Annotated in this window: 20 protein-coding genes and 1 tRNA gene; 13 read left to right on the forward strand and 8 right to left on the reverse strand. The window is 55.5% G+C overall.

Annotation, left to right across the window (positions count from 1 at the left end; translation table 11 throughout):
* Positions 1 to 10: 10 nt before the first annotated feature.
* Positions 11 to 1,081, reverse strand: coding sequence for a tRNA (adenosine(37)-N6)-threonylcarbamoyltransferase complex transferase subunit TsaD (gene tsaD, locus ACOOFE_RS01050; protein WP_420415656.1), 1,071 nt, complete (start codon positions 1,079 to 1,081; stop codon positions 11 to 13).
* A gap of 133 nt (positions 1,082 to 1,214) precedes the next feature.
* On the opposite strand from tsaD, the gene hemC reads away from it, so the two are divergent.
* The 10 genes from hemC to ACOOFE_RS01100 all read left to right on the forward strand — a co-directional run bounded on the left by hemC (position 1,215) and on the right by ACOOFE_RS01100 (position 12,261).
* A complete protein-coding gene (gene hemC, locus ACOOFE_RS01055; protein ID WP_420413273.1) occupies positions 1,215 to 2,141 on the forward strand; it encodes a hydroxymethylbilane synthase in 927 nt (308 codons plus the stop codon).
* 4 nt (positions 2,142 to 2,145) lie between these two features.
* Positions 2,146 to 2,862 carry a uroporphyrinogen-III synthase gene (locus ACOOFE_RS01060; RefSeq protein WP_420413274.1) on the forward strand — a complete coding sequence of 239 codons (717 nt, stop codon included), beginning with the start codon at positions 2,146 to 2,148 and terminating at the stop codon, positions 2,860 to 2,862.
* 118 nt (positions 2,863 to 2,980) lie between these two features.
* Positions 2,981 to 4,861, forward strand: coding sequence for a mitofilin family membrane protein (locus ACOOFE_RS01065; RefSeq protein ID WP_420413275.1), 1,881 nt, complete (start codon positions 2,981 to 2,983; stop codon positions 4,859 to 4,861).
* A gap of 78 nt (positions 4,862 to 4,939) precedes the next feature.
* The gene (locus tag ACOOFE_RS01070; protein WP_420413276.1) at positions 4,940 to 6,847 is read left to right on the forward strand and encodes a heme biosynthesis HemY N-terminal domain-containing protein; all 1,908 of its coding nucleotides are present in this window, start codon (positions 4,940 to 4,942) and stop codon (positions 6,845 to 6,847) included.
* A 192-nt stretch (positions 6,848 to 7,039) separates the two neighbouring features.
* A tRNA-Thr gene (locus tag ACOOFE_RS01075) sits at positions 7,040 to 7,115 on the forward strand.
* A 146-nt stretch (positions 7,116 to 7,261) separates the two neighbouring features.
* Positions 7,262 to 8,065 carry a TIGR04255 family protein gene (locus ACOOFE_RS01080; protein WP_420413277.1) on the forward strand — a complete coding sequence of 268 codons (804 nt, stop codon included), beginning with the start codon at positions 7,262 to 7,264 and terminating at the stop codon, positions 8,063 to 8,065.
* Complete coding sequence (locus tag ACOOFE_RS01085) at positions 8,062 to 8,565, forward strand: hypothetical protein (protein ID WP_420413278.1); 504 nt, start codon at positions 8,062 to 8,064, stop codon at positions 8,563 to 8,565. The genes ACOOFE_RS01080 and ACOOFE_RS01085 overlap by 4 nt, the downstream gene beginning before the upstream one ends.
* Before the next feature lie 796 nt (positions 8,566 to 9,361).
* A complete protein-coding gene (locus ACOOFE_RS01090) occupies positions 9,362 to 10,390 on the forward strand; it encodes a TRAP transporter substrate-binding protein (RefSeq protein ID WP_420413279.1) in 1,029 nt (342 codons plus the stop codon).
* 14 nt (positions 10,391 to 10,404) lie between these two features.
* Entirely contained in the window at positions 10,405 to 10,899 is a 495-nt protein-coding gene (locus tag ACOOFE_RS01095) for a TRAP transporter small permease (RefSeq protein WP_420413280.1), read from the forward strand.
* Between the two features lie 6 nt (positions 10,900 to 10,905).
* Positions 10,906 to 12,261: a TRAP transporter large permease gene (locus ACOOFE_RS01100; protein ID WP_420413281.1), complete on the forward strand. Its 1,356-nt coding sequence runs from the start codon at positions 10,906 to 10,908 to the stop codon at positions 12,259 to 12,261.
* Between the two features lie 11 nt (positions 12,262 to 12,272).
* On the opposite strand, the gene ACOOFE_RS01105 is transcribed toward ACOOFE_RS01100, so the two are convergent.
* From ACOOFE_RS01105 to pobA, 7 genes are read right to left on the reverse strand one after another with little or no spacing between them, the layout of a single operon-like run.
* Positions 12,273 to 13,586, reverse strand: coding sequence for a lyase family protein (locus tag ACOOFE_RS01105; RefSeq protein ID WP_420413282.1), 1,314 nt, complete (start codon positions 13,584 to 13,586; stop codon positions 12,273 to 12,275).
* Between the two features lie 35 nt (positions 13,587 to 13,621).
* Positions 13,622 to 14,458 carry a 3-keto-5-aminohexanoate cleavage protein gene (locus ACOOFE_RS01110; protein WP_420413283.1) on the reverse strand — a complete coding sequence of 279 codons (837 nt, stop codon included), beginning with the start codon at positions 14,456 to 14,458 and terminating at the stop codon, positions 13,622 to 13,624.
* Between the two features lie 7 nt (positions 14,459 to 14,465).
* Positions 14,466 to 15,086, reverse strand: coding sequence for a protocatechuate 3,4-dioxygenase subunit alpha (gene pcaG, locus ACOOFE_RS01115; RefSeq protein WP_420413284.1), 621 nt, complete (start codon positions 15,084 to 15,086; stop codon positions 14,466 to 14,468).
* A gap of 2 nt (positions 15,087 to 15,088) precedes the next feature.
* Positions 15,089 to 15,814: a protocatechuate 3,4-dioxygenase subunit beta gene (gene pcaH, locus ACOOFE_RS01120; RefSeq protein ID WP_420413285.1), complete on the reverse strand. Its 726-nt coding sequence runs from the start codon at positions 15,812 to 15,814 to the stop codon at positions 15,089 to 15,091.
* Between the two features lie 32 nt (positions 15,815 to 15,846).
* The gene (pcaC, locus tag ACOOFE_RS01125) at positions 15,847 to 16,236 is read right to left on the reverse strand and encodes a 4-carboxymuconolactone decarboxylase (protein WP_420413286.1); all 390 of its coding nucleotides are present in this window, start codon (positions 16,234 to 16,236) and stop codon (positions 15,847 to 15,849) included.
* Positions 16,229 to 17,020, reverse strand: a complete 792-nt coding sequence (gene pcaD, locus ACOOFE_RS01130) for a 3-oxoadipate enol-lactonase (protein ID WP_420413287.1) — start codon at positions 17,018 to 17,020, stop codon at positions 16,229 to 16,231. Before pcaD ends, pcaC begins: the two co-directional genes overlap by 8 nt.
* Positions 17,020 to 18,189 carry a 4-hydroxybenzoate 3-monooxygenase gene (gene pobA, locus ACOOFE_RS01135; protein WP_420413288.1) on the reverse strand — a complete coding sequence of 390 codons (1,170 nt, stop codon included), beginning with the start codon at positions 18,187 to 18,189 and terminating at the stop codon, positions 17,020 to 17,022. Before pobA ends, pcaD begins: the two co-directional genes overlap by 1 nt.
* Before the next feature lie 94 nt (positions 18,190 to 18,283).
* Between pobA and pcaQ the strand changes: the two genes are divergently transcribed.
* The 3 genes from pcaQ (at position 18,284) to ACOOFE_RS01150 (ending at position 21,990) form a co-directional block, all read left to right on the forward strand.
* Complete coding sequence (pcaQ, locus tag ACOOFE_RS01140; RefSeq protein WP_141184725.1) at positions 18,284 to 19,204, forward strand: pca operon transcription factor PcaQ; 921 nt, start codon at positions 18,284 to 18,286, stop codon at positions 19,202 to 19,204.
* A gap of 104 nt (positions 19,205 to 19,308) precedes the next feature.
* Positions 19,309 to 20,961, forward strand: coding sequence for a thiamine pyrophosphate-requiring protein (locus tag ACOOFE_RS01145; protein WP_420415657.1), 1,653 nt, complete (start codon positions 19,309 to 19,311; stop codon positions 20,959 to 20,961).
* A 207-nt stretch (positions 20,962 to 21,168) separates the two neighbouring features.
* Positions 21,169 to 21,990, forward strand: coding sequence for a response regulator (locus ACOOFE_RS01150; protein ID WP_420413289.1), 822 nt, complete (start codon positions 21,169 to 21,171; stop codon positions 21,988 to 21,990).
* Positions 21,991 to 22,011 lie beyond the last annotated feature (21 nt).

The following is a 22,011-nucleotide window of genomic DNA, read 5'->3' on the forward strand; positions in this document are numbered from 1 at the left end:
CTTCTAAAAATCAGACTTTGGCGCCCTTTTTGCCAGCGCCCAAGACACCGGCGTTTGTCTGGTCGAGCGGCCAGCGGGGGCGGGGCGGCAGATCCATATCGTCCACGGGACCTCGTTGCAGGCGTTCAATGCCTGCCCAGGCAATCATGGCCGCATTGTCGGTGCACAGTGCCATTGGCGGTGCAATGAAACGCGCGCCTGCTTCCTCAGCCGCGGCCAGCAGGCTGGAGCGGATTTCCTGGTTGGCGGCCACTCCACCAGCAACCACAATGGCCGGTGGTGTCTCCGGATAACGATCCCGGAACAGATCCAAAGCGCGTTTTGTCCGCGCCGCCAGCACATCGGCGACCGCGCGCTGGAACGCTGCGCAAAGGTCCGCGATCGTCTGGTCGTCGACCGGTTCCAGCTTTTTGGCTTGCGTACGCAAGGCCGTCTTCAGTCCTGCAAAAGACATGTCGAGCCCTGGGCGGTCGAGCAGTGGGCGCGGCAGTTTAAACCGGGTCGCATCGCCCTTAAGGGCCATTTTCTCGACATGCGGTCCGCCGGGATAGGGCAGGCCGAGCAGTTTGGCTGTCTTGTCGAAAGCTTCACCGATGGCATCGTCGATGGTCGTTCCAAGCCGTTTGTAGTCGCCGACACCGCGCACCAGCAGAAACTGGCTGTGACCACCGGAAACGAGCAGCAACAAAAACGGAAATTCCAGATCGTCTGTCAAACGGGCTGTCAGGGCATGGCCTTCCAAATGATTGACGCCGACCAGCGGTTTTCCGGCCGCCATGGCAATCGCCTTGGCGGTCATAAAGCCAACGATCACACCGCCGATCAGACCGGGGCCCGCGGTTGCGGCAACTGCATCAATATCATCCCAGGAACAGTTTGCGTCCTGGAGCGCTTCGGCGACGATCCGGTCAAGAATCTCGATATGAGCACGGGCCGCGATTTCTGGAACCACGCCCCCAAATTCGGTGTGTTCGTCAATTTGGGAGCGGATCACATTGGACAGAACATCTTTGTCTTTCGGGCCGCGCACCACCGCAGCTGCGGTTTCGTCGCAGCTGGTTTCGATCCCCAGGACCGTCAAACACATATCTTCTTGGCTTGAATTGACGAAGGTCATTGGTCTTGCAGCAAAGGTTTGTGATAGGTCATGTCAACAAGAAGACACTTAAGACCCGGCGCACTCACTGCTGGGCGTAGCATTTGGACGGTAAACCTTGCAATCAAATCCTTTGCGCATCGGCACCAGAGGCAGCGCGCTGGCACTGGCTCAGGCACATGAAACCCGCTCCCGGCTGATGGCAGCACACGACCTGCCGGAAGATGCCTTCGAGATCGTGGTGATCAAAACGTCCGGCGACCAGATCCAGGATCGGCCACTCTCTGAAGTGGGCGGCAAGGGCCTGTTCACCAAGGAAATCGAAGAAGCGATGCTGGATGGGCGGATCGATCTTGCGGTGCATTCGTCCAAAGACATGCCAACAGTTCTTCCAGATGGATTGGCGCTAACCGCTTTCCTTCCACGTGAAGATGTGCGCGATGCGTTTTTATCGCCCAAGGCAAAAACCTTGATGGACTTGCCGCATGGCGCTGTCGTCGGATCGAGCTCTTTGCGCCGCCAGGCCATGATCAAGCGGTTGCGGCCGGATATCGATGTGGTCATGTACCGCGGCAACTTGCAGACCCGCTTGCGGAAATTGTCTGAAGGTGTGGTTGATGCAACGCTGCTCGCCTATGCCGGGCTGCGGCGCCTTGGGCTTGACGGAGAAGTGACCAGCCTTTTGGAAACCGAGGATTTCCTTCCGGCAGTCGGCCAAGGTGCCATTTGTATTGAAAGCCGGGAAGGTGACGAGAAAACACTCAAGATGCTACAGGCAATCCACGACCCGGATACGCAGGTCCGGCTTGATGCGGAAAGGGCGTTTCTTGCGGTGCTTGACGGCTCTTGCCGCACACCGATTGGTGGATTGGCGATCGTCGACGGCGATGTGCTGACGCTTCAAGGCATTGTCTTGAAACCGGATGGAACAGAGGTTCATGAAGAAGTCCGCTCTGGTCCGGTCACTGACGCCGTCGAGATCGGCAAGGCTGCAGGTGAGGCCCTGAAATTAAAGATGGGTCCCGGGTTTCTGGCAGGCCACTGATTCGATGCGTTTGCTTGTCACACGGCCGCAACCGGACTGCAAAAGAACGGCAGACCGGCTGCGCGCCCTGGGGCATATTGCAGATGAACTGCCGCTTTTGGTTTTCAAACCTCAGCCTCCTGAGAAATTTGATCTTTCCAATGTCTCGGCCTTGGCAATTACCAGCCGCCGGGCCGTGGATGTTCTGGTGGGGCATCCCCAATTTCCGGAAATGAAAACTCTTCCAGTCTTTACGGTTGGAGACAGGACCGCAGAAGCCTGCCGGGACGTGGGCTTTGCAAGCGTCCGGTCTGCCGAATCGGATGTTTCAGGGCTTGCGTCGCTAATTCTGGCTTCCAAGGAAGAAACGAGCGGCGGTGCGGTTCTTTATCCGGCGGCTCAGGAGCGGGCCGGAGACCTTGGAGAGTTGTTGGAAACCGGTGGTCTTCGCTGCCAGACGGTGCCGGTCTACCGGATGGAACCGGTTCAGGACCTGCCGGACACAATTGCTGCCGCACTGGCAGATGGAAACTATCAAGGTGTGCTAATTTTTTCGCGCCGCACAGGTGAAACACTCACGACCCTGCTAAAGGATAATGGCCTTGGCCATATTTTCTCCAGTTTGCCAGTCTACGCGATTTCTGGGCAGGCTGCGGGTTCTTTGGGCGATTTTGGATGCTTATATACGGCAAAGGTTCCCCGGGAAGATGCACTCATCGATCTGGTCTTAGCTAATTGTTAACCAGAACCGGGGGAGTCGTTGTATTGCAGCGCAAGACACATTGCCGCAGCGGTACCGCTTCACAAGGAGGCGTGTATAGTGAAGATCTTGCGGCCGGCCGGGTTCAGGAGGAATAAAGATGGCAACCGATAAGAAATCTCCCGGCGGTCCTACATCATCCGATGGCAAGGATTCAGGAGCATCTTCGAAACCGGGAAGTACAACATCCGGGTCGACTTCCTCTGGGTCCAAGCGGCCGGTGACGATTGATTTGAAGCCTGAAAAAGTCAGCGACAAAATCGCTACTGCGGGCAAATCTGCCGACCTAGCGAGCTCATCCTCCGCTTCAAGCTCTTCCAAAAGCGCCACAGGGGCATCTGCAACTAGTGGATCAAAGACGAGTGAAACAAGCACGTCGTCTTCTGCGCGCCCATCCAGCTCCTACTCCTCGTCCAAGACGACGGGTAGTTCCACCACTGGAGCAGGTTCTTCGACATCAACCGCAAAAACTGCAAAACCGGAAACTTCGGCCAGCGGAAAAAGCGGGTCAACGTCCAGCACTTCCACCAGCAAACCATCGTCTGCCAGCAGCACGTCACGGACCTCCGGTTCGGCGAGCTTCTCAAACCCGCCTGCGGCGCAGGAAAGCAATGGCGTTGGCGCGTTTGGTGTTTTGATTGCCGCAGTCATCGGCGGGGTCTTGGTGCTCGGTGGCGGTTTTGGCCTCTATCAGGCCGGTTTGATCAAGCTGACACCAGAGCCGGATCAGCAGATGACGCGTGCACTGACAGCGGCGCAGAAAAAGATCACTGAGCTGGAAAGCCAACTTAGCGACTTTGGCACCAAATTGTCCGGTCCGGACAGCAGCAGTGCAGTATCAGCGCTTGAAAGCAAAGTGGCGGATCTTGAGACGAAAGTTGCTGAAGCGGCCAACGCGGGCGGTAGTGACGCTGCCGCAGCAGTCGATGCCTTGAAGAAAGACGTTGAAGCTCTCAAATCCGATCTGTCTTCTATCAGCACTGGGTCAGGTGAGGGGGCTCCGGTCAAACTGCAGCCGTTGCAAGACCGCCTGGCTAGTGTTGAAGAAGCAGTCAAATCCGCTTCATCGGTTGATCTTGGGCCGATTGAGACCCGTTTGAGTGACTTGGAGGGCGGGTCCAGTGCAGCCGCGTCAGAGGCCGGCAAGATTTCAGGATCGGTCACCGCGCTTGAAGGTGACGTCAAATCCGTTGAAACCAAATTGACGGAATTAGAGACCCGGCTACAAAACACCGAAGCAACCGCCAAGGCGGCCCAGACAGCCGTGTCCACGTCCGATGTTTCGCTCAAAACGCTGGCCGACAGCCAGGCTCGCGCCACAGAGACCTTGTCGAGCCTGTCCTCAGACATTCAGTCGGTTGGGGCCGCGAATACGGCCGCTCTTGAAGATGTCCGTGCAGAACTCGACGCTTTGTCCAAGCGGCTGGCGCAAGTGGAATCGACCATGGGCGATGCGACGGCCCGGGAAACCGCAGCCCGTGCGCTGTCCGTTTCTGCTTTGAAATCAGCTGTCGATTCCGGCCGCCCGTATGAAACAGAACTGGCTGCGGTCAAAGCGGGTCTCCCAGCTGGAATGGATATCTCCGCCCTGGAAAGCCACGCCAAAACTGGTGTCGAGCCGGTATCTGTTCTGATTGCACAATTCCCGAATGTGGCGCGCTCTGTCTATCAGACATTCTCTGAGCCTGAAGAATCAGGGGATGTTCTGGAGAGTTTTCTGGCAAGCGCCCGCTCACTGGTTGCTGTTCGAGGACCGGGCAATACGGATGGAACCGGTCCGGATGCGGTTCTGCGCCGGATGGAAAATGCCGTTTCCAAAGGCGATCTGAGCGCAGCAATCGCAGCCTCCAAGGAGCTGCCGGATGCCGGACAGAAAGCTGCGGCTGATTGGACGGCCCGGGCGCAAGCGCGTGTAGAAGTCGATGCATTGACGGAAAAGGCCTCTCAGGAAGTTCTGAACGCCTTGTCCGGGAAAAGTTAAACCAGAGGCCGGGCAACGGCCTTTTGGACTTGAGACCTTATTGCCGGCATATGCCGGCGCATCTTGGGAGCGACACCGATGATCCGCGTCCTTATCTTTTTTGCACTGCTGTTCCTGGCCACCCTTGGGTTTGCCTGGATGGCGGATCTTCCTGGAACGATAGCTGTCAGCTGGAACGGTTATGTTTGGGAACAGCCGCCTGTGGTGGTAGCGCTTGTCGTCGGTATTGCACTCTTTGCCTTTCTGATTGCCGTCTGGTTGATCCGGGTCATTTTGAAATCACCGCAGATCGCGGGACGGTTTTTCAAACAGCGCCGCAAGGACAAAGGCTACAACGCGTTGTCGCAAGGGTTGATCGCTCTTGGCACCGGCAATGCCAAACAGGCCCGCAAGCATGGCCTGGAAGCCGACAAGCTCCTCGGTGAAGAGCCTGCAACAAAACTGCTGTTGGCGCAGTCCGCACAGCTGGCAGGCCGCGATGATGAGGCACGGCAACGGTTTGAAGAGATGTTAGATGATCCGGCGACCAAACCGCTGGGCCTGCACGGATTGTTTATTGAAGCCGAGCGCCACAAAGAGCCAGTGGCGGCCCGTCACTACGCGGAAGAAGCTGTCAAAGCTTCGCCCAGCCTGGAATGGGCCGGCAAAGCGGTGCTTGGATATCAGGCGGTTGCCCACCATTGGGAAGACGCGCTGAAAAGCCTTGAACGGAACTATGCCGCCAAGCTCTTGGATAAAAAGGCCTACCGCCGTCAGCGGGCGGTCATCCTGACAGCATTGGCGCTAAAGTTGGAAGACGGCGGCGATCCGGACCGGGCGTTCTCCCTCGCAAAAGAAGCGCATGGTTTGGCGCTTGATCTTGTGCCGGCCGCTGTTGTCACCGCGCGCCTTGCGACCCGCCGCGGTGATATCCGCAAAGCGTCCAAGGTGTTGGAAGCAACCTGGCGCTTGTCGCCTCATGCCGAATTGGCTGAGGCTTATGCGCATGTGCGCACCGGCGATTCAGCGGTCGACCGCTTGAAACGGGTGAAAACGCTCTCCTCACAACGGGCCAATACCCCGGAAGGGGCGATGGCCATTGCCAAGGCCGCCATGGAAGCGCGAGAATTTGATGAGGCGCGGGCGCAGCTGAAAAAAGTGCTGCAGTCCGAGCCGACCCGGGCCGCGTTCCTGTTCATGGCGGAATTGGAAGATGCGGAAACCGGCGACAAGGGCCGGATGCGCGATTGGCTGGCCCGGGCGGTCAAAGCACCGCTCGACAAGGCCTGGATTGCCGACGGCATCGTGTCGGGCGAATGGCATGCGGTTTCTCCGGTGACCGGCAAACTGGATGCTTTCCAGTGGGCGGTGCCGAGCGGCCTGCAGGAAGACGAAGGCATGCTTTTGGAAGACAGCCTGTTTGAGGCGCCGGTCTTGCCGGGCCCCTCTGAGGCTGCAAATCCGGAAGCTTCCGAACAAGCGCCTGTGGATGTGACCCCGGTGAAAGAAACCACAGCAGATGCGCCGAAAGTGGTTGAGCTGGAAGCTGGGCCCAAGGCTGAGGCTGCATCTACCGAACAACCTGCTGAAAAAGCTGCCCAGACACAGACGGCAGCCCCAGCATCGGCCGAACCTGCGGCTGTTGCCAAGGAAGGCTATGAAGGCACAACAGACGATGTCCGGTTTGCACCGGCTTTAAAAGACCTGCCCGACAGCCCTACGGCCACTTCTGAGCCCGCAACGCAAGTTGTTTCAGAAGCGGCGAAAGACACGGAAACACCGGAGAATAAGCCGGATACCACGGCAGCCTCTCCTGAAAAGGCCGAAGAGACAACAGCCGCCAAAGAAACTGCCGAGCCTGCTGCCAGCAAAGAAAAGACCGCTGCGACGGACGATCTGAACCGGCCCATCGAGTTTCCCTTGTCCCGTATGCCCGATGATCCGGGAACCGATGACAAGGACGGCGACGGTGAAGATAAACCGGCCCGGCCGCGCTTTTTCAACTAGTGCGGCTGTGCGGTCTGGCCGAGGTTTTGAACCTCAGCCCGGGCCTTTGAAGCGAACCTGTGGCCATCCCTTTTGGAGCCTTGAAAAGCCCTTGCATCGGGCCGAAAGCTCCGGTAATTAACCGCCCACTCGGGCAGCGCTGTTTTGTCATTCGCTGCACATCAGGGTAGTCTCTTTTGTGAAGAGACCTAAGCCGCTGTAGCTCAGATGGTAGAGCACGTCATTCGTAATGATGGGGTCGTAGGTTCGAGTCCTATCAGCGGCACCACTCGAACGTAGTGTAGTAACCTTTTGTTTGATGAATTGCGCATGGACTCATGTTGAGGATAAAGTCAAGCTTTTTTTGTTAAATTCTGTAAATAGAACTGGTAAAATGGATCTTGCTTCGCTACTTCTATCTCAAGAGGTTATTTGATGAAGCGACCAGAGCATCTTCCCGACTTCGCCGATCCGCCCTTGGATGAGGTGGTTATTAGTGTGCAGTTTGCGCCTGTTCCAGGTTACAATTCTGTGCATTCTGAGAAGGTTTGGGAATTGTTTCGGCCGGAGTTTCCTAGAATTGCCGAACAGCCGATGATCGAAACTCAGTTCGAAACATTCGGCGGTTCAAATATTGATGCTGGTCCTCGAATTCATGTAGGCGCGCCATTAATCGGAAGCCGTTTATGGTTTATCTCCGATGACGACAATCACCTATTGCAATTCCAATCAGATCGGCTGATTTCGAATTGGCGCAGGCACCCGAATCCTCAACCCTACCCTCGATTCGAAGGCCTATCGGGAGCATTCGAAAACAATCTACAAAAGCTAGCTAGTCACTTCTCGAAACAGTTTGGATACGTGATCGATGTTAACCAGGCAGAAGTGACCTACATCAATATTATTCCCGTTGATGATTTTGCTGATATTGGTAATTGGCTAAGCCTCTGGAATGACCTAAAGTTGAACTTGGAAGGTTTGATTCTTAGTTTTAGTGAAGTAATAAACGACAAAGAAAATAGGCCATTCGCTCGACTAAAGCATGATATTCAATCAGTTTTTGCTGTAGATGGTAAGAAAAAAGCAATTAGGTTGACGCTGACATATAAGGGAAAGCCGAGAGGGAATGATATAGCATCAGCTATGAGGTTTCTTGCGGGCGGACGCGAAGCAATCGTCACTCGTTTTGGCGAGATCACAACCGAAAATGCACATGAAGAATGGGGAGTAGTTCGATGAATGTGGCAGTTGTGAAGAGCTCTGTTTATCAGGATGAAATTGCGAACTATCAAGCTGGCGATGGCAATGTCTCTAGCCTGTCTTTTCGGGCTACGCCTGTTCGCATTCAAAATCCGAATTCCTTGTGGATTCAAGGCTTAGAAGATCGTTTCAATGAACTGACTTCCCTTCCTCTTGGCTGGGATGGATATAACGGACAACCTGTTACATTTAACTGTGCTCAATTTGCCGCCAACTTGATCGAACGACTATGTATCGATAGCGTTCCCGCGCCTCAATTGGTTCCCGGTGCGGATGGCACTTTGCAACTTGAGTGGCATATGAACGGTTTCGATATTGAAATAGATGTGCTTGCTCCTTACTTGGTCATCGCAACTCGATGCAATCACGAATCAGGCATTGATGAAGAGATCGAAATTCAGAGCGACTTCTCAGAGCTAGCCGATTGGATTGAGGTGTTGGGTCAAGCGCGGATTGATCTACAACAGACGGGGAATTAAGGCATTTGTCGGCAGAACCATACGACGAAGACGATATTTCCCCTGATCAAACTATTATTCGACGCATTAATCCCGTTCAACATATAATCAGGGATGACAATCGCGACTGCAGTCGTGTTTCCTCGAAGGCGTTTTCACCGTCATCGGGTCCTAATGGCGGCATGTCCGTAGACGTCGAGGCGAGAATCATCGCGGATGACCTTGATCCTCACGAGTATGTAACCACTCCCGTATTTACAGGATCCGTGTCTTTTCTAGCCAGCGCTGCTCGGGCTTTGAATTTATGGATTGGCTATGACCCAATTCCGGATAACCCATATCATGGAGAAGTGTGGGGTAATCCGCGACCAAACCGTTTCTCAGGCGGGCAGAAAAAAGGATTGCAAAACGCTTGTGAGTGGTACGTTCCTTTGGAAGGTGTTGAAATCAGATAGAGGCTATCTTGCTTCATTGCGCCTAAATGCTGTTCTGGTTCATAGTTTCATCTCTTACTTTGCCAATTTCATATGGCCCGCGCCGACGACAAATTATCGGATTGGGGAATTAATTACTTTCCAAAAAAGATAACTAACTCCCTCGTGATGTCATTTTACATTCCCATCTGAATTAGCAAAAACTGAAAACCGGTGGAGACGTGTCTCCGGATCAAGGCTGGATGAAGCTTTTTATTGAGAGAGGCGTGCCAAGGGCGCAACAATCCGGATAAGCTGATGTCCAGCAAGAATGCGCGGCGGCCCGCGCGGCCAAGCCGAGCCTGAACACAAACAAATGGGCCGGCCCAGGAGGAGGAAAAATCATGGACTTTAAGGCGGTACTCGGCGCGGCGCTTCTGGCGGTTGGCGCGACATCGGTGAACGCAGCGGACTATGAGTTCAAACTGCATCATTTCCTGAGTGAGAAAGCTCCGGCACATTCCAAAATGCTGGCGCCCTGGGCCAAGCAGGTCGAGGAAAATTCCGGCGGCAAGATTGCGATTGAAATTTATCCGGCCATGACACTTGGCGGCCGTCCGCCGGAGCTGATCAACCAGGTCCGTGATGGTGTTGTCGATCTTGTCTGGACTGTGAACGGCTATACGCCGGGCCTCTTCCCGCGCTCCGAAGTTTTTGAGCTGCCGGGTGTGCACAAGAACGACACGGCAGCGACCAACCTTGCTTTGAAAGAGCTTTTTGAGAGCGATCTCAAAGACGACTACAAGGGCGTTGAAGTGATGTTCCTCCATGTGCATGCCGGTCAGGGCATTCACATGCGCGATGCGGAAGTCAGAAAAGTTGCCGATCTTGAAGGCAAGAAGATGCGCATTCCGACCCGTACGGGTGCCTGGGTGATTGAGGCGCTGGGCGCGTCTCCGGTCGCCATGCCGGTTCCGGAATTGCCGCCGGCACTGCAAAAGGGCGTGATTGATGGGGCGCTGATCCCGTGGGAAATCATCCCTCCGTTGAAAATCCAAGAACAGACCGAATATCAGATTGAAGGTGCGGATAAAGAGCGCTTTGGCACCACCGTCTTCCAGGTCTCCATGAACAAAGACCGTTGGGACAGCCTGCCGGCGGATGTCCAAAAGGCGTTCCGCGATGCGTCTGATGCCACCTGGTCCAAGCAGGTCGGCGATATCTGGGCCGGGGCCGATGATTTTGGCATTGGTTTGGCCGTCAAGGCCGGCAACAAACACATCACGCTGACCCCAGAAGAAACTGCCGAATTCAATGCAGCGCTTGAGCCGGTTGTCGGCCGCTGGGTCGAAGAAGTTTCCGGTAAGGGCATTGATGGTGAAGTGCTGGTCGACAAGGCACGGGCCGCGATCGCGAAGAATGCGTCCAACTGATGCCGGCAAATGATATGAAAGGCGGTCCCGGCTTTACCGGGATTGCCATCCAGATCATCACCTATTGGGCTCTGGCCGGCGGCCTTGTTCTGCTGCTCGTTGTCGCCGTGAACATGGCGTCCATCATTGGGGCGATGTTTGGAAAACCGTTCCCAGGTGATTTTGAATTGACTGAAATGGGCGTTGCGATTGCCGTTTTTGCCTTTCTGCCCTACTGCCAGCTGACAGGCGCAAATGTGTCAGCCGATATTTTCACAGCTGGAGCCTCGAAGCGGTTGATTGCCTTTTTCACGCTGCTCGGCTCGCTGACTGCCCTTGGTTTTGCCTGCCTTCTCATCTGGCGCATGTATTACGGCATGCTCGATCAGAAGGAATACGGCTACACAACAACGATCCTGCAAATTCCGCATTGGATGGCGTTCGTGCCGATCCTTATCTCTCTGGCCTTGCTCGCATTGGCAGCGCTGGTCACCCTGATGCGCGACACGTCGGCTCTGTCGAAAGGATAATAATAAATGGCAGACGCTGTTCTTCTGGGCGTGGGCGGGCTCGTCGCCCTGGTCATCCTGATCGCCATCCGCATTCCGATTGCCTATGCCATGATCCTGGTCGGCGGGGTCGGCACCATGCTGCTGAACGGCCCGGCGCTTGTTTTCAGTCAGCTGAAGACTTTGGCTTATGGCCAGTTTTCGATTTACGACCTGTCCGTTGTGCCGATGTTCGTGCTGATGGGCGCAATCGCCTCTAAGACCGGGCTCAGCCAGGCCCTGTTCCGCGGTGCCAATGCCTGGCTTGGCTGGCTGCGCGGCGGTACGGCCATGGCCGCCATTGCCGGATGCGCGGGTTTTGGGGCAGTTTGCGGCTCCTCCCTTGCCACCGCCTCCACCATGGGCAAGGTCGCCCTGCCGGAATTGCGCCGCTACAAGTATTCCGGCGCGCTCGCGACCGGCACTTTGGCGGCGGGCGGTGTTTTGGGCATTCTCATCCCGCCCTCCGTCGTTCTGATCATCTATGCGATCATTGTAGAAGCCAACATCGTCACGATGTTCATGGCTGCGTTTTTGCCCGGCTTTCTGGCGGTGATCCTGTTCCTCTTGACCATCGCCATCTATGTCGCGATCAAACCGGAAGCCGGCCCCAAAGGCGGCAAGCCTGACCGGCAGGAGTTCATCGAGGCGACGGCCGGCATGATACCGGTCCTGTTTATCTTCGCGCTGGTGATCGGCGGGATATACTTCGGCTTTTTCAATCCCACCCCTGCTGCGGCTGCAGGTGTGTTTTTGGTCCTTGTGTTCGGCGTTGCGCAGCGCAAGTTGTCGAAACCGGACTTTGTCGCGGCGCTAAAAGAAACCGCATCAACGTCAGGTATGATCTACCTGATTATCCTGGGCGCGGAACTTTTGAAAATCTTCATGTCCCGGGTCCGCCTGCCACAGGAAACCGCCGCCTGGATTGCTGGGTCCGGCATGGAGCCGATGACGGTTCTGATTCTGCTGTTGATTGCATTGATCGTGCTTGGCTGCCTGATGGACAGCCTGTCGATGATCCTGCTGGTGATCCCATTCTTCTGGCCGGTTCTGGTGGAGATCAACGGCGGTCTCTACCAAGGTGCAGACGGTGCCGGCTATGGCATGAGCACCGAGGACCTGAAGATTTGGTTCGGGATCCTGGCGCTCATTGTGGTGGAGCTTGGGCTGATCACGCCGCCGGTGGGCATGAATGTCTTCGTGATATCTTCGCTTGCCCGCGACACACCGATGATCGAGACATTCAAGGGCGTTGCGCCGTTCTTCGGGGCCGAGCTCGTCCGTGTTGTGCTTCTGGTGAGTTTTCCGGCACTGACGCTCTGGCTGCCAAGAGTTTTGAGCTGAAATTAAGCGAGCTATTGTGTCCGCTTGGCAAAAATCTGAGCGGACATGTCTTTGCAGGCCGGGATCACCGACTTGGGGTCCAGGACACTGTCCCAATCGATTCCGTCTGGAGCGTTTTCGCGCAAAGTATCTTCAAAAGAAACGTTTGTGGCGGCAGCAGCAGCAGCGACGATGTCTTTGGCTTCAGCGCGCGGAACACCAGATCGGGCAAGCGCAAAGCTTGCTGCCTCCGCCATGATTTCCGGATTGTTTTTGAAACTTTCAGCAATCCGGTACGGGTTCGGGCGCAAGCTATCGGCCAAAGATTGCGCATGGCGGAGCGCCGCACCGCAGGCGATCAGCATTTGCGGCAGGAAAGCCCATTCCAGCGGCCAACGAGCGCCGTCCCGTTCTTCAAGCGGACTGGCCGCAGCCGAAAGCCCATTGGCTGCGGCCAATAGACTGCTGTTCAGGGTCAGGATGGCTTCGGCCTGAACAGGATTTGATTTCTGCGGCATGGTCGACGAGCCGCCTCCGGTGCCGGATGCGACTTCGCCAATGTCTGAACGCCCGAGAAGGATCAGATCTCCGGCCATTTTCGCAAGGCCTGCCGACATTGTCTGCAGCCACGCAGATAGTGCCAATATGCCGGAGCGGTTGGTGTGCCAGGAAGGTGAGACTTCCAGGCTCAGCTCCTCGGCGAGCGCTTCGGCAATGCGTTGGCCGTCCGGTGCGACCGCGCTGTTCACCCCAGACGCACCGCCAAATTGGATTTTCAGGACTTTTTTCCGGAGAGACGGCAGATGTGCTTCCGCATCAATCAGCGTATGCGCCCATTGGGCGATCCGGTAACCGAGAGTGATGGGTGTTGAAATCTGAGATCGGGTCCGTCCGGCCAGAAGCTGGTCCGCATGGCGCAGGCTTCCGGTTTCCAGCGTGCTGATCAGCGTCCCGAGGCGCACTTCCAAAACATCCAGGCAGCTCTTTGCCTGCAGGATAAAGCCCGTGTCCATGACGTCCTGGCTGGTTGCTCCCCAATGCAGCCAGGTTCCGGCGTCTTCGCCCGCAATCTTTCTCAAGTGAGCGACCAGAGCGGGAACAGGTATTCCAGCCGATCGCGTGCCAGCAGTCAACTCTTCCGGGCCGATTTCGCAAGTTTCCAGCGCAGTCACGATCTTGGCCGCCGCATCCGTTGGGATGATCCCAAGTTGACCCTGCACTTTTGCCAAGGCTTGCTCAAAACGGATCATGCGCCGGATGTCGGCGGTATCATCGAGCAGTGGAGCGAGCTCTTTATCCGAATAAAGGTCGCAAAAAACTACGCTGGAAAACAGGGAAACAGGCATGGCACCTACAGTCAGACAAAAAAGGCTCCAGAGCGTCAAGCAGCCTTTAACGGGATGTCCAGAATCTCACGGGCTGTCTGCCAGTTCGCCACCGGCCGCTCGTACTTTTCGCAAAGGTCGACAGCCCGCTTCACCAGCGCTGCATTGGACGGGGCAAGGGTGTCCTTGTCGAGCCGGATGTTGTCCTCCAAACCGGTTCTTGTGTGCCCGCCGGCGGCAATCGACCACTCATTGACCATCAACTGATTGCGCCCGATGCCGGCGGCACACCAATCCGCGTCCGGCGCCAGCCGGGTTACCGTCTTGATGTAATAATCAAAGACATCCTTATCGACGGGCATTGCATTCTTCACGCCCATGACAAATTGGACATAGAGCCTGCCGGGAATGCGGCCGTCCTTGTTCATCGCTGCCGCCTGATGGATATGGCTGAGATCAAAGGCCTCGATTTCCGGTTTGACGTGGTGCTCGCGCATTTCGCTCGCAAGCCAATCCACCAGATCGGGCGGGTTTTCATAGACCCGAGTCGGAAAATTATTCGACCCTACTGAGAGCGAGGCCATATCCGGTTCCAGCGGCAGCATGCCGCCACGGGCTTTCCCTGCTCCGGAGCGGCCGCCAGTCGAGAATTGAATGATCATGCCAGGGCAGAATTTCTCCAGCCCTTCTTTCAGCCGGGCGAACTTTTCCGGATCGGAAGAAGGGGTCTGATCGTCGTTGCGCACATGGGCATGACAGATCGAAGCGCCGGCCTCAAAGGCCTCTTGCGTGCTTTCCAGCTGTTCGGCAACTGTGATCGGCACAGCCGGATTGTCTTTTTGGGTCGGTACTGAGCCGGTGATGGCAACGCAAATAATGCAAGGTTTGGTCATTTTGGCCTCAAATATCAAAAAACACCGTCTCGTCTTCGCCTTGCAGCTTGATATCGAACCGGTAGACAGGTTTACCGTCTTGTTCTGTCCGCGCAGCGATCAGTGTTTGACGGCGCCGTTCCCACTCTATCAGGTTGAGCACGGGATCCGCTGCATTGGAAGCTTCTTCATCGGAAAAATAAAGCCGGGTTTGCAAACCGACATTGATGCCGCGTGCGACGATCCAAAGGCTGATGTGCGGCGCCATGGTGCGGCCATTCTGATCCGTCACGGCGCCCGGTTTGATGGTGTCAAAACCCCAGTCGCCGGTGTTGAAATCCGTGATGATACGGCCCCAGCCGCGAAATCCATCTTCAACAGCACCTGGATGTTCCGGATGCGCGTAAATACCGGCCGCATTCGCTTGCCAGGCTTCCAGCATCACGTCCTTGATGGGGGAACCCATGCCGTCGATCACCCGGCCTTCAATCCGGATGCGCTCGCCCTTGGCATTCGGTCCGGCGATGTCTTTACCGAGTTCCTGTTTGTAGATGTCAAATCCGGCTGCCCCTGGTGCCAGGCCAATATGCACATAGGGTCCTGCGGTCTGGGACGGTGTTTCTTTAAGATAGTCCAGTGTCTGGCGCATAGTCAGTTGCCCTCCGGACGGTTTTCAAACAGTGTCGAGCGTCGACCGCGCAGAACGATGTCGAATTTGTAGGCAATGGTGTCGAGAGGTACGGTCGCATTGAGATCCAGAACGGCCACCAGCTGATCCACGGCATCTGGATCTGGAATGGAGTTCACAATCGGGCATTTGGCGATCAGCGGATCGCCCTCAAAATAACACTGTGTGATCAGCCGCTGAGCGTAGGCTGAGCCGAAGACCGACATATGCACGTGGGCCGGGCGCCAGTTGTTGACCCAATTGCGCCAGGGGTAGGCGCCGGGCTTCACCGTCCGGAAGGCGTAGTAGCCGTTTTCATCCGTAAGGGTACGGCCGCAGCCACCAAAGTTTGGGTCGATCGGCGCCAGATAGGTGTCTTTTTTGTGCCGGTAGCGTCCGCCGGAATTGGCCTGCCAGATTTCCACTAGAGTGTTTGGAACCGGTTTGGCATTTTCATCAAGAACCCGGCCATGCAATATGATGCGTTCACCGATCGGGCTTTCACCAGGTTTTGCGTAGTTCACCAGGAGATCGTTGTCGATCGGGTCGATGTCGTTGTGCCCGAAGACCGGTCCCGTGATTTCGCTGACCGTCGTTTCCAGACTGATCAGTGAATATTGCGGTGACCGGGAGATGCTGGTTTTATAGTCCGGTGTCAGCGCAGGCGGCTGCCATTGCCGGTCGCGCTGAAAGTAGGGGCCTGGTTTCATCAAAGTCTCCCTCGATACAAAGCAGCTGGACTTCAGCGCTTTGTATCCTCCTGTTCCATTTCCGCGTAGGTGTCTTTGGCGATCTTGAGCGCCTGATTGGCTCTTGGAACTCCAGCATAAATCGCGACATGCTGAAAGGCCTCCAGTACGTCTTGCTTGCTGGCGCCGGTGCGGGCTGTTGCCCGGATGTGCATAGCGATTTCTTCAAAATTTCCAAGGGCAGCCAAAAGCGCCAATGTCAGCATGGACCGCTCACGTGCACTGATGCCGTCCGACGCCCAGACTGTTCCCCAGGCCCCTTCCGTGATCAAGGTTTGAAAGGGCGCGTCGAGATCTGTCTTGCTGGCTTCTGCCCGCTCCACATGGGCATCGCCAAGAACCGCCCGGCGAACTTTTAGGCCCTGCTCATACCGGTCAGACATGAGCGCTCTCCTCAAAAAATTTTTGAACATGGGCCGTAAACAGATCTGGCTGTTCGACACAGGGCAGATGACCGGCATCTGGAATTTCAATGAACTGGCTGCCGGCGATCAAATCGGTGGTGGCACGCACCTGTTCCGGCGGACTGGCAAGGTCTTGTGAACCCGCAATCCCAAGTACTGGCAAGGACAGGCTCGCAGTCGTCGCTGAAAGATCGGCTGCGGCAAGGGCCGTACTGCAGCCGATATAGCCCTCTGCGGGCGTGCGCGTCAGCATATGCATCCAGGCCAGGCATTCGTCTGAATGGCGGAATGGGCCGGAAAACCAGCGGTCCATCACAGCATCCGCGAGGCTCTCCAATCCGCCTGTTTGGATGGATTTGATCCGGTCCTGCCACATCTCCGGCGTGCCCATTTTGACCGCTGTACAGGCGAGAACCATGCAGGTCACACGATCTGGATGGCGGTGTGCGAGCAGCTGGCCGATCATGCCGCCAAAGGAGAGACCGATGAAAGCAAAGCGCGTTACGCCAATTTGCTTCAACAAGCCTTCTAGATCATCAACCAGTTCGGTGATGGAGTACGGAGCCGGTGGACAGGACGACAGGCCGTGGCCGCGCTTGTCGAAACGGATGTACCGGTAGCCGTCCTTGGGCAAGCGTTTGATAACGCTGTCCCAAAGCCTCAGGTCTGTTCCGAGGGAATTGGCAAAGACAATTGGTGCACCATCCGGGTCACCATCTTCGCGCCAGTGAATGTCTGCGTTTTTGAGCCTGGCGATCCGCATCAGTAAGGCAGCCCCACATAATTTTCGGCGAACCATCTCTGAGCCGTCTCGTTAAAATGAAGGGATTCGATCTCTGCGCGCTGCATCTTCAAATCAAATTCGGACTGATCCGGGAACCGGTGCAGTAGATTGGTTGTTGCCCAGCTGAAGCGTTCGGCTTTCCAGACCCGTGCCAGCGCTTTTTCAGAATAGGTATCCAGGCCGCGGCTGTCCTTGTCCAAATAGAAGCCGGTGAGCGCATGATAGAGATACTGCACGTCGGAGGCCGCCGTGTTGAGACCTTTGGCCCCGGTCGGCGGGACGATATGAGCAGCATCGCCGCACAAGAACAGCCGGCCCCATCTCATCGGTTCGCTGACAAATGACCGCAGAGGTGCGATCGATTTTTCAATCGAGGAGCCGGTCACCAGTTTTTCGGCAATGTCTTCCGGCAAGCGCCGTTTCAACTCGTCCCAGAACGCGTCATCGCTCCAGTCTTCCGCTTTGTCGCTGAGGTCACATTGAACGTAATATCGGGAGAGATTTTCATTGCGCATGGAGCAAAGCGCAAAACCGCGCGTCGAGTTGGCATAAATCAGTTCATCATGCACCGGCGGCGTTTCAGACAAGATACCGAGCCAGCCGAACGGAAAGACCTTCTCATAGTCCTTGCGGACAGTGTCTGGGATTGTCTGGCGGCTGACGCCGTGAAACCCGTCGCAACCAGCAACGAAGTCACAATCAATCCGGTGTTCTTTGCCATCCTTGAGATAGGTGACATAGGGCGCATCGGTATCCGCATCGTGGATTGAAACGCCGTCGGCCTCGAAGATTGTCTTTGCACCGGCAACCTCCCGGGCGTCATAAAGGTCGCGGGTGACTTCTGTTTGGCCATAAACGATGACATTCCGGCCGATCAGTTTTTCAAAGTCGATCGAAAACAACTCGTTTTCATAAGAAATGCTGGTGCCGCTGTGGACAAAACACTCCTTGTCCATGCGCTCCGATACGCCTGCCTCGCGCATCAGATCAACTAAGCCGGTTTCTAATATTCCCGCCCGGATCCGCGCCAGAACGTAGTCTCTGGTCTTGCGCTCAAGAACAATCGCTTCAATGCCTTTGAGATGAAGAAGTTGTCCCAGCAGGAGCCCGGACGGGCCGCCGCCGACAATGACAACTTGAGTACGCATCTAGACCTCCCGAGATTTTTGAGCATATTGTTTGCCTGAAATGGTGAAGTAAAATGACAAATTGGGTCATTTGATTTCCGATATGGATAAGTAAATGATCGATCGGCGAATAAAGTTCCGGCATATCCAGTGTTTTGTTGAGATCGCGCAAGAGCGCAGTCTCAAGCTGGCTGCCGACAAATTAAACCTCACCCAGCCCGCGATTTCCAAAACGCTGAAGGAGCTGGAAGAGATCATCGGTGCGGTTTTGATGACGCGCAGCCGGGCGGGCATTTCCCTGACGGCTCAAGGCAAAATGTTTTTGCATTTCGCGCAGATTTCGCTCGCCAGCCTGCAGCAGGGTTTGGACGGGGTTGAACAAGCCGGGGAGGAGGCGAAGGCAACGCTGAAAGTCGGCGCTTTGCCAAGTGTTTCAGCCAGTTTCTTGCCGTCCGCCGTGCGCGAGTTCGCTGAGTTGGCGCCGAACGTGATGCTGAAAATCTTGGATGGGCCGCATGGGTACCTCATCGAGCGGCTGCGGCTGGGCGAAATTGACCTTGTGATCGGCCGTCTTGGGCGGCCGGTGACGATGGAGGGGGTCTCCTTCACCCAGCTTTATTCCGAACGGGTCGATTTTGTTGTCCGGGCCGGCCATCCGCTTCTGGAGGCGCCAGACATCAAGCGGATTGGCGAATGGCCGGTACTTTATCCGCCCGAAGGGTCTGCAATCCGACCGCTGGTTGAGCGGTACCTGATTGCCAATGGCGTTGGTGAAATCCCAAACCGGATCGAGACCGTGTCAGGCGCGTTCGGGCGGATCTTCACGCGCCAGTCGGATGCCGTCTGGATTATTTCCTCCGGCGTTGTGCGTAACGAAACCGTGGACGGTAATCTCGTGCGGCTGCCGTTTGACAGCGACATTACAAAAGGCCCGATCGGTCTGATGACCCGGCCAGATACCCAACCGAGCCCGGAAGAGCAGGTGTTCCGCCTTGCCGTGCAATCCGCCATTGAAAAACTGGAATTGACCTCATGAGCGACACCAACGCGACCGTAGCAAACCCTAAAAATCCGACTAACGAAGATGGCGTCCAGACCGGCGCAGCCACTCTAACGTCCGGTGGGGCGCTGCTGAGCCGGATGAAGGCTTTGGGCATTGAGTACATTTTCGCCAATTCCGGCACGGACTTTCCGCCGGTCATCGAAGGTCTGGCCGAAGCGGAAGCGAAAGATATCGACTTGCCGCAAGCGATTGTCATTCCGCATGAAAGCGCGGCCATGGCAATGGCTCACGGCTACTATCTGGGAACGGGCAAGACTGCAGCTGTGATGGCGCACACCAATGTCGGCCTTGCAAATTGTGCAATCGGGGCGATCAACGCGTCCATCGAAAACATTCCGATGATGCTGTTTTCCGGGCGCACGCCAACAACGGAAAAAGGACGGTTTGGCTCGCGCACTGTCCCCATCGGCTGGGGGCAAGAGATGCGGGATCAAACGGCGCTCGTGCGCGAAGCCTGTAAATGGGATTACGAACTCCGGTTCCCGGAACAGGCGATCGAAACGGTGGACCGGGCGAAAGCTTTGGCCGAAACCACGCCGCGCGGCCCGGTGTATGTCAGCTTGCCGCGAGAGGTTTTGTGCGAACCCTGTCCGGCCGGTCAGATTTCATCCCCTGCACTCATGAGCGCACCGAAACCTGGTGTAGATCGTGATGCGTTCCACCAAGCTGCTCAGTGGATTGCCGAAGCAGAGCAGCCAGTCATCTTTGCGCAAAGGGGCGCCGGTGGAGAAAAGGGGTTTGCTGCGCTGGCAGAGATTGCGGAACGCTGGGGTATTCCGGTCTGCCAATATTGGGCGGTACGTCTTGCCATGGATCTCGATCACCCAATGGCAGCTGGGAACAATCCGGCGGATGTATTGGATCAAGCGGATGTGGTGCTTGTCGTTGACAGTCTGGCGCCTTGGTCGCCGGACAAACACACATTGAAACCTGGCTGCAAGGTGATCCATCTCGGGCAGGATCCCTTGTTCAGTAAGGTGCCGGTGCGCAATTTCCAATGTGATCTCGCTCTTGCGTCAGATGTGGAAGCTGGACTTCTTGTTCTCAACGCGGCATTGAATGAGTTTGATGTTCCGGGGCTCGCAAAATCTCGGCAGGATATGTGGGCGGCCGCAAATTCGGAAAAACGGCGGGCGGTTTTATTGGCTGCTGCGAAAGCGGGAGCGGGAGGCATCACAAAGGAGTGGGTGAGCTTGTGTCTGTCCCGTGCCCTGGACGGAAGAAAAGCCTCAATATTGTCAGAACTCGGTTGCCCGCCGGCGCCGATGACCCTCAATCACCCGGCCGCTTGGTATCAGGAGCCGCATGCTGGCGGCCTTGGCTGGTGCTTTCCGGCAGCTTTGGGCATGAAGCTCGGTGATCCGGAGCGTACCGTTGTCGCCACGATGGGGGACGGATCTTATATGTTCTCCAATCCAGTGGTTTGCCATCAAATTGCTGAAGCTTTGGAATTGCCTATTCTGGTCGTCATTTTGAACAATGCGGAGTGGGGGGCTGTGCGCCAATCCGTGCTTGATCATTATCCTGATGGCTACGCCGCGCGGAGCAACCAAATGCCGCTGACCCAGTTGTCGCCTGTACCAGATTTTATGCAGGTAGCCAAAGCTAGCCGCGCCTATGCAGCGAAAGTAACGCAGGCAGATGAAGTGGAAAATGCTTTGCGGGAAGCATTGAGGCATGTCGAAAAAACAAAAAGCCTCGCTTTAATTGACATTTCAATTACTCGCTAAAGTCGCAACGCATAACACTTGGGGCGATGTAAGCGCTTTACCTGAAAAAATCTTAAAAGTTGGGCGTTGAATCATGTATTTTGCTGAGCTAGCTAACTTTTAGTAACCGAAATTATACCAATGGCAAGATAAACAATCAGGAGAGAATACAGAGGGTTTGAGCCTAATACTCAAAAGGGTTCGACCAAGTCCGGCGAGGGGGAAGCCGTGCTACATAAAATAATAAGAGTACTTATCGCCGACGACAGTTCTGTTGCGCGTGAAGTTGTTGCGCAAGGTGTTAAAACTCACCGCAAGGAACGGTATATTGAAGTTGACGTAGTCGACAATGGCCGTGCAGCGCTTGAGACGTTGCGCAAGAAATCAATCGATATTGCATTCATCGACATAAATATGCCGGGGTTGAATGGCCCCGAAGTGGTGTCGGCCATGCAGGAAACGCAATCGAACGAATGTTTGACAGTGGCAATGTCGGGAAGTCTTGATGACAAGCTCGAAGGGGTCCTAAAACGCTTCGGTGCCTACCATTTTCTGCAAAAACCTTTTTTACCCGAAGATGTGGCTGAAATCGTCGGCACCTACCGAATGATGGTGCATGACTATCCAATTCTGATCGTTGATGATTCAGGGACAATGCGCAAAATTACCCGGAAGGTTTTAGAAAGCAGCCGGTTTAATTTTGAGATTACTGAAGCCGATAGCGCCGAAAATGCCCTTAAAAAACTGGCAGGAAGAGAATATGCGATCGTCCTGACTGATTTTCATATGCCCGGCCTGGACGGGTTGGAACTGGCAGGGTCGATACGGGATCTTTCGAGCAAAATCGCGATCTATATGATGTCAACCAACGACACGACCTATTTGGAGCGATCGGCTGCGTTCATCGGAATAAACGGGTTCTTGAAGAAACCCTTTAATGCCGCGGATATCGACACGCTCATGCATGAGTATCTGGAAATCGATAAGCCGAAATTTGGTAAAGTGCGGGATATGTTCAGTTTCGTTTCCCGGGAGCGGAAGGCCTCTTAAGTATCGGCCTTCCTATTCTCC

Source organism: Roseibium sp., from assembly GCF_965216085.1.
GTDB lineage: Bacteria > Pseudomonadota > Alphaproteobacteria > Rhizobiales > Stappiaceae > Roseibium.

Coding starts and splice junctions, on each gene's coding strand:
- pobA (WP_420413288.1), bottom strand. CDS start 18,189: ATGCGTACTCAAGTTGTCATTGTCGGCGGCGGCCCGTCCGGGCTCCTG.
- ACOOFE_RS01065 (WP_420413275.1), top strand. CDS start 2,981: ATGGCAACCGATAAGAAATCTCCCGGCGGTCCTACATCATCCGATGGC.
- ACOOFE_RS01090 (WP_420413279.1), top strand. CDS start 9,362: ATGGACTTTAAGGCGGTACTCGGCGCGGCGCTTCTGGCGGTTGGCGCG.
- pcaC (WP_420413286.1), bottom strand. CDS start 16,236: ATGTCTGACCGGTATGAGCAGGGCCTAAAAGTTCGCCGGGCGGTTCTT.
- ACOOFE_RS01060 (WP_420413274.1), top strand. CDS start 2,146: ATGCGTTTGCTTGTCACACGGCCGCAACCGGACTGCAAAAGAACGGCA.
- ACOOFE_RS01105 (WP_420413282.1), bottom strand. CDS start 13,586: ATGCCTGTTTCCCTGTTTTCCAGCGTAGTTTTTTGCGACCTTTATTCG.
- ACOOFE_RS01110 (WP_420413283.1), bottom strand. CDS start 14,458: ATGACCAAACCTTGCATTATTTGCGTTGCCATCACCGGCTCAGTACCG.
- pcaD (WP_420413287.1), bottom strand. CDS start 17,020: ATGCGGATCGCCAGGCTCAAAAACGCAGACATTCACTGGCGCGAAGAT.
- pcaH (WP_420413285.1), bottom strand. CDS start 15,814: ATGAAACCAGGCCCCTACTTTCAGCGCGACCGGCAATGGCAGCCGCCT.
- ACOOFE_RS01085 (WP_420413278.1), top strand. CDS start 8,062: ATGAATGTGGCAGTTGTGAAGAGCTCTGTTTATCAGGATGAAATTGCG.
- ACOOFE_RS01145 (WP_420415657.1), top strand. CDS start 19,309: ATGAAGGCTTTGGGCATTGAGTACATTTTCGCCAATTCCGGCACGGAC.
- ACOOFE_RS01070 (WP_420413276.1), top strand. CDS start 4,940: ATGATCCGCGTCCTTATCTTTTTTGCACTGCTGTTCCTGGCCACCCTT.
- pcaQ (WP_141184725.1), top strand. CDS start 18,284: ATGATCGATCGGCGAATAAAGTTCCGGCATATCCAGTGTTTTGTTGAG.
- ACOOFE_RS01095 (WP_420413280.1), top strand. CDS start 10,405: ATGAAAGGCGGTCCCGGCTTTACCGGGATTGCCATCCAGATCATCACC.
- ACOOFE_RS01100 (WP_420413281.1), top strand. CDS start 10,906: ATGGCAGACGCTGTTCTTCTGGGCGTGGGCGGGCTCGTCGCCCTGGTC.
- ACOOFE_RS01080 (WP_420413277.1), top strand. CDS start 7,262: ATGAAGCGACCAGAGCATCTTCCCGACTTCGCCGATCCGCCCTTGGAT.
- pcaG (WP_420413284.1), bottom strand. CDS start 15,086: ATGCGCCAGACACTGGACTATCTTAAAGAAACACCGTCCCAGACCGCA.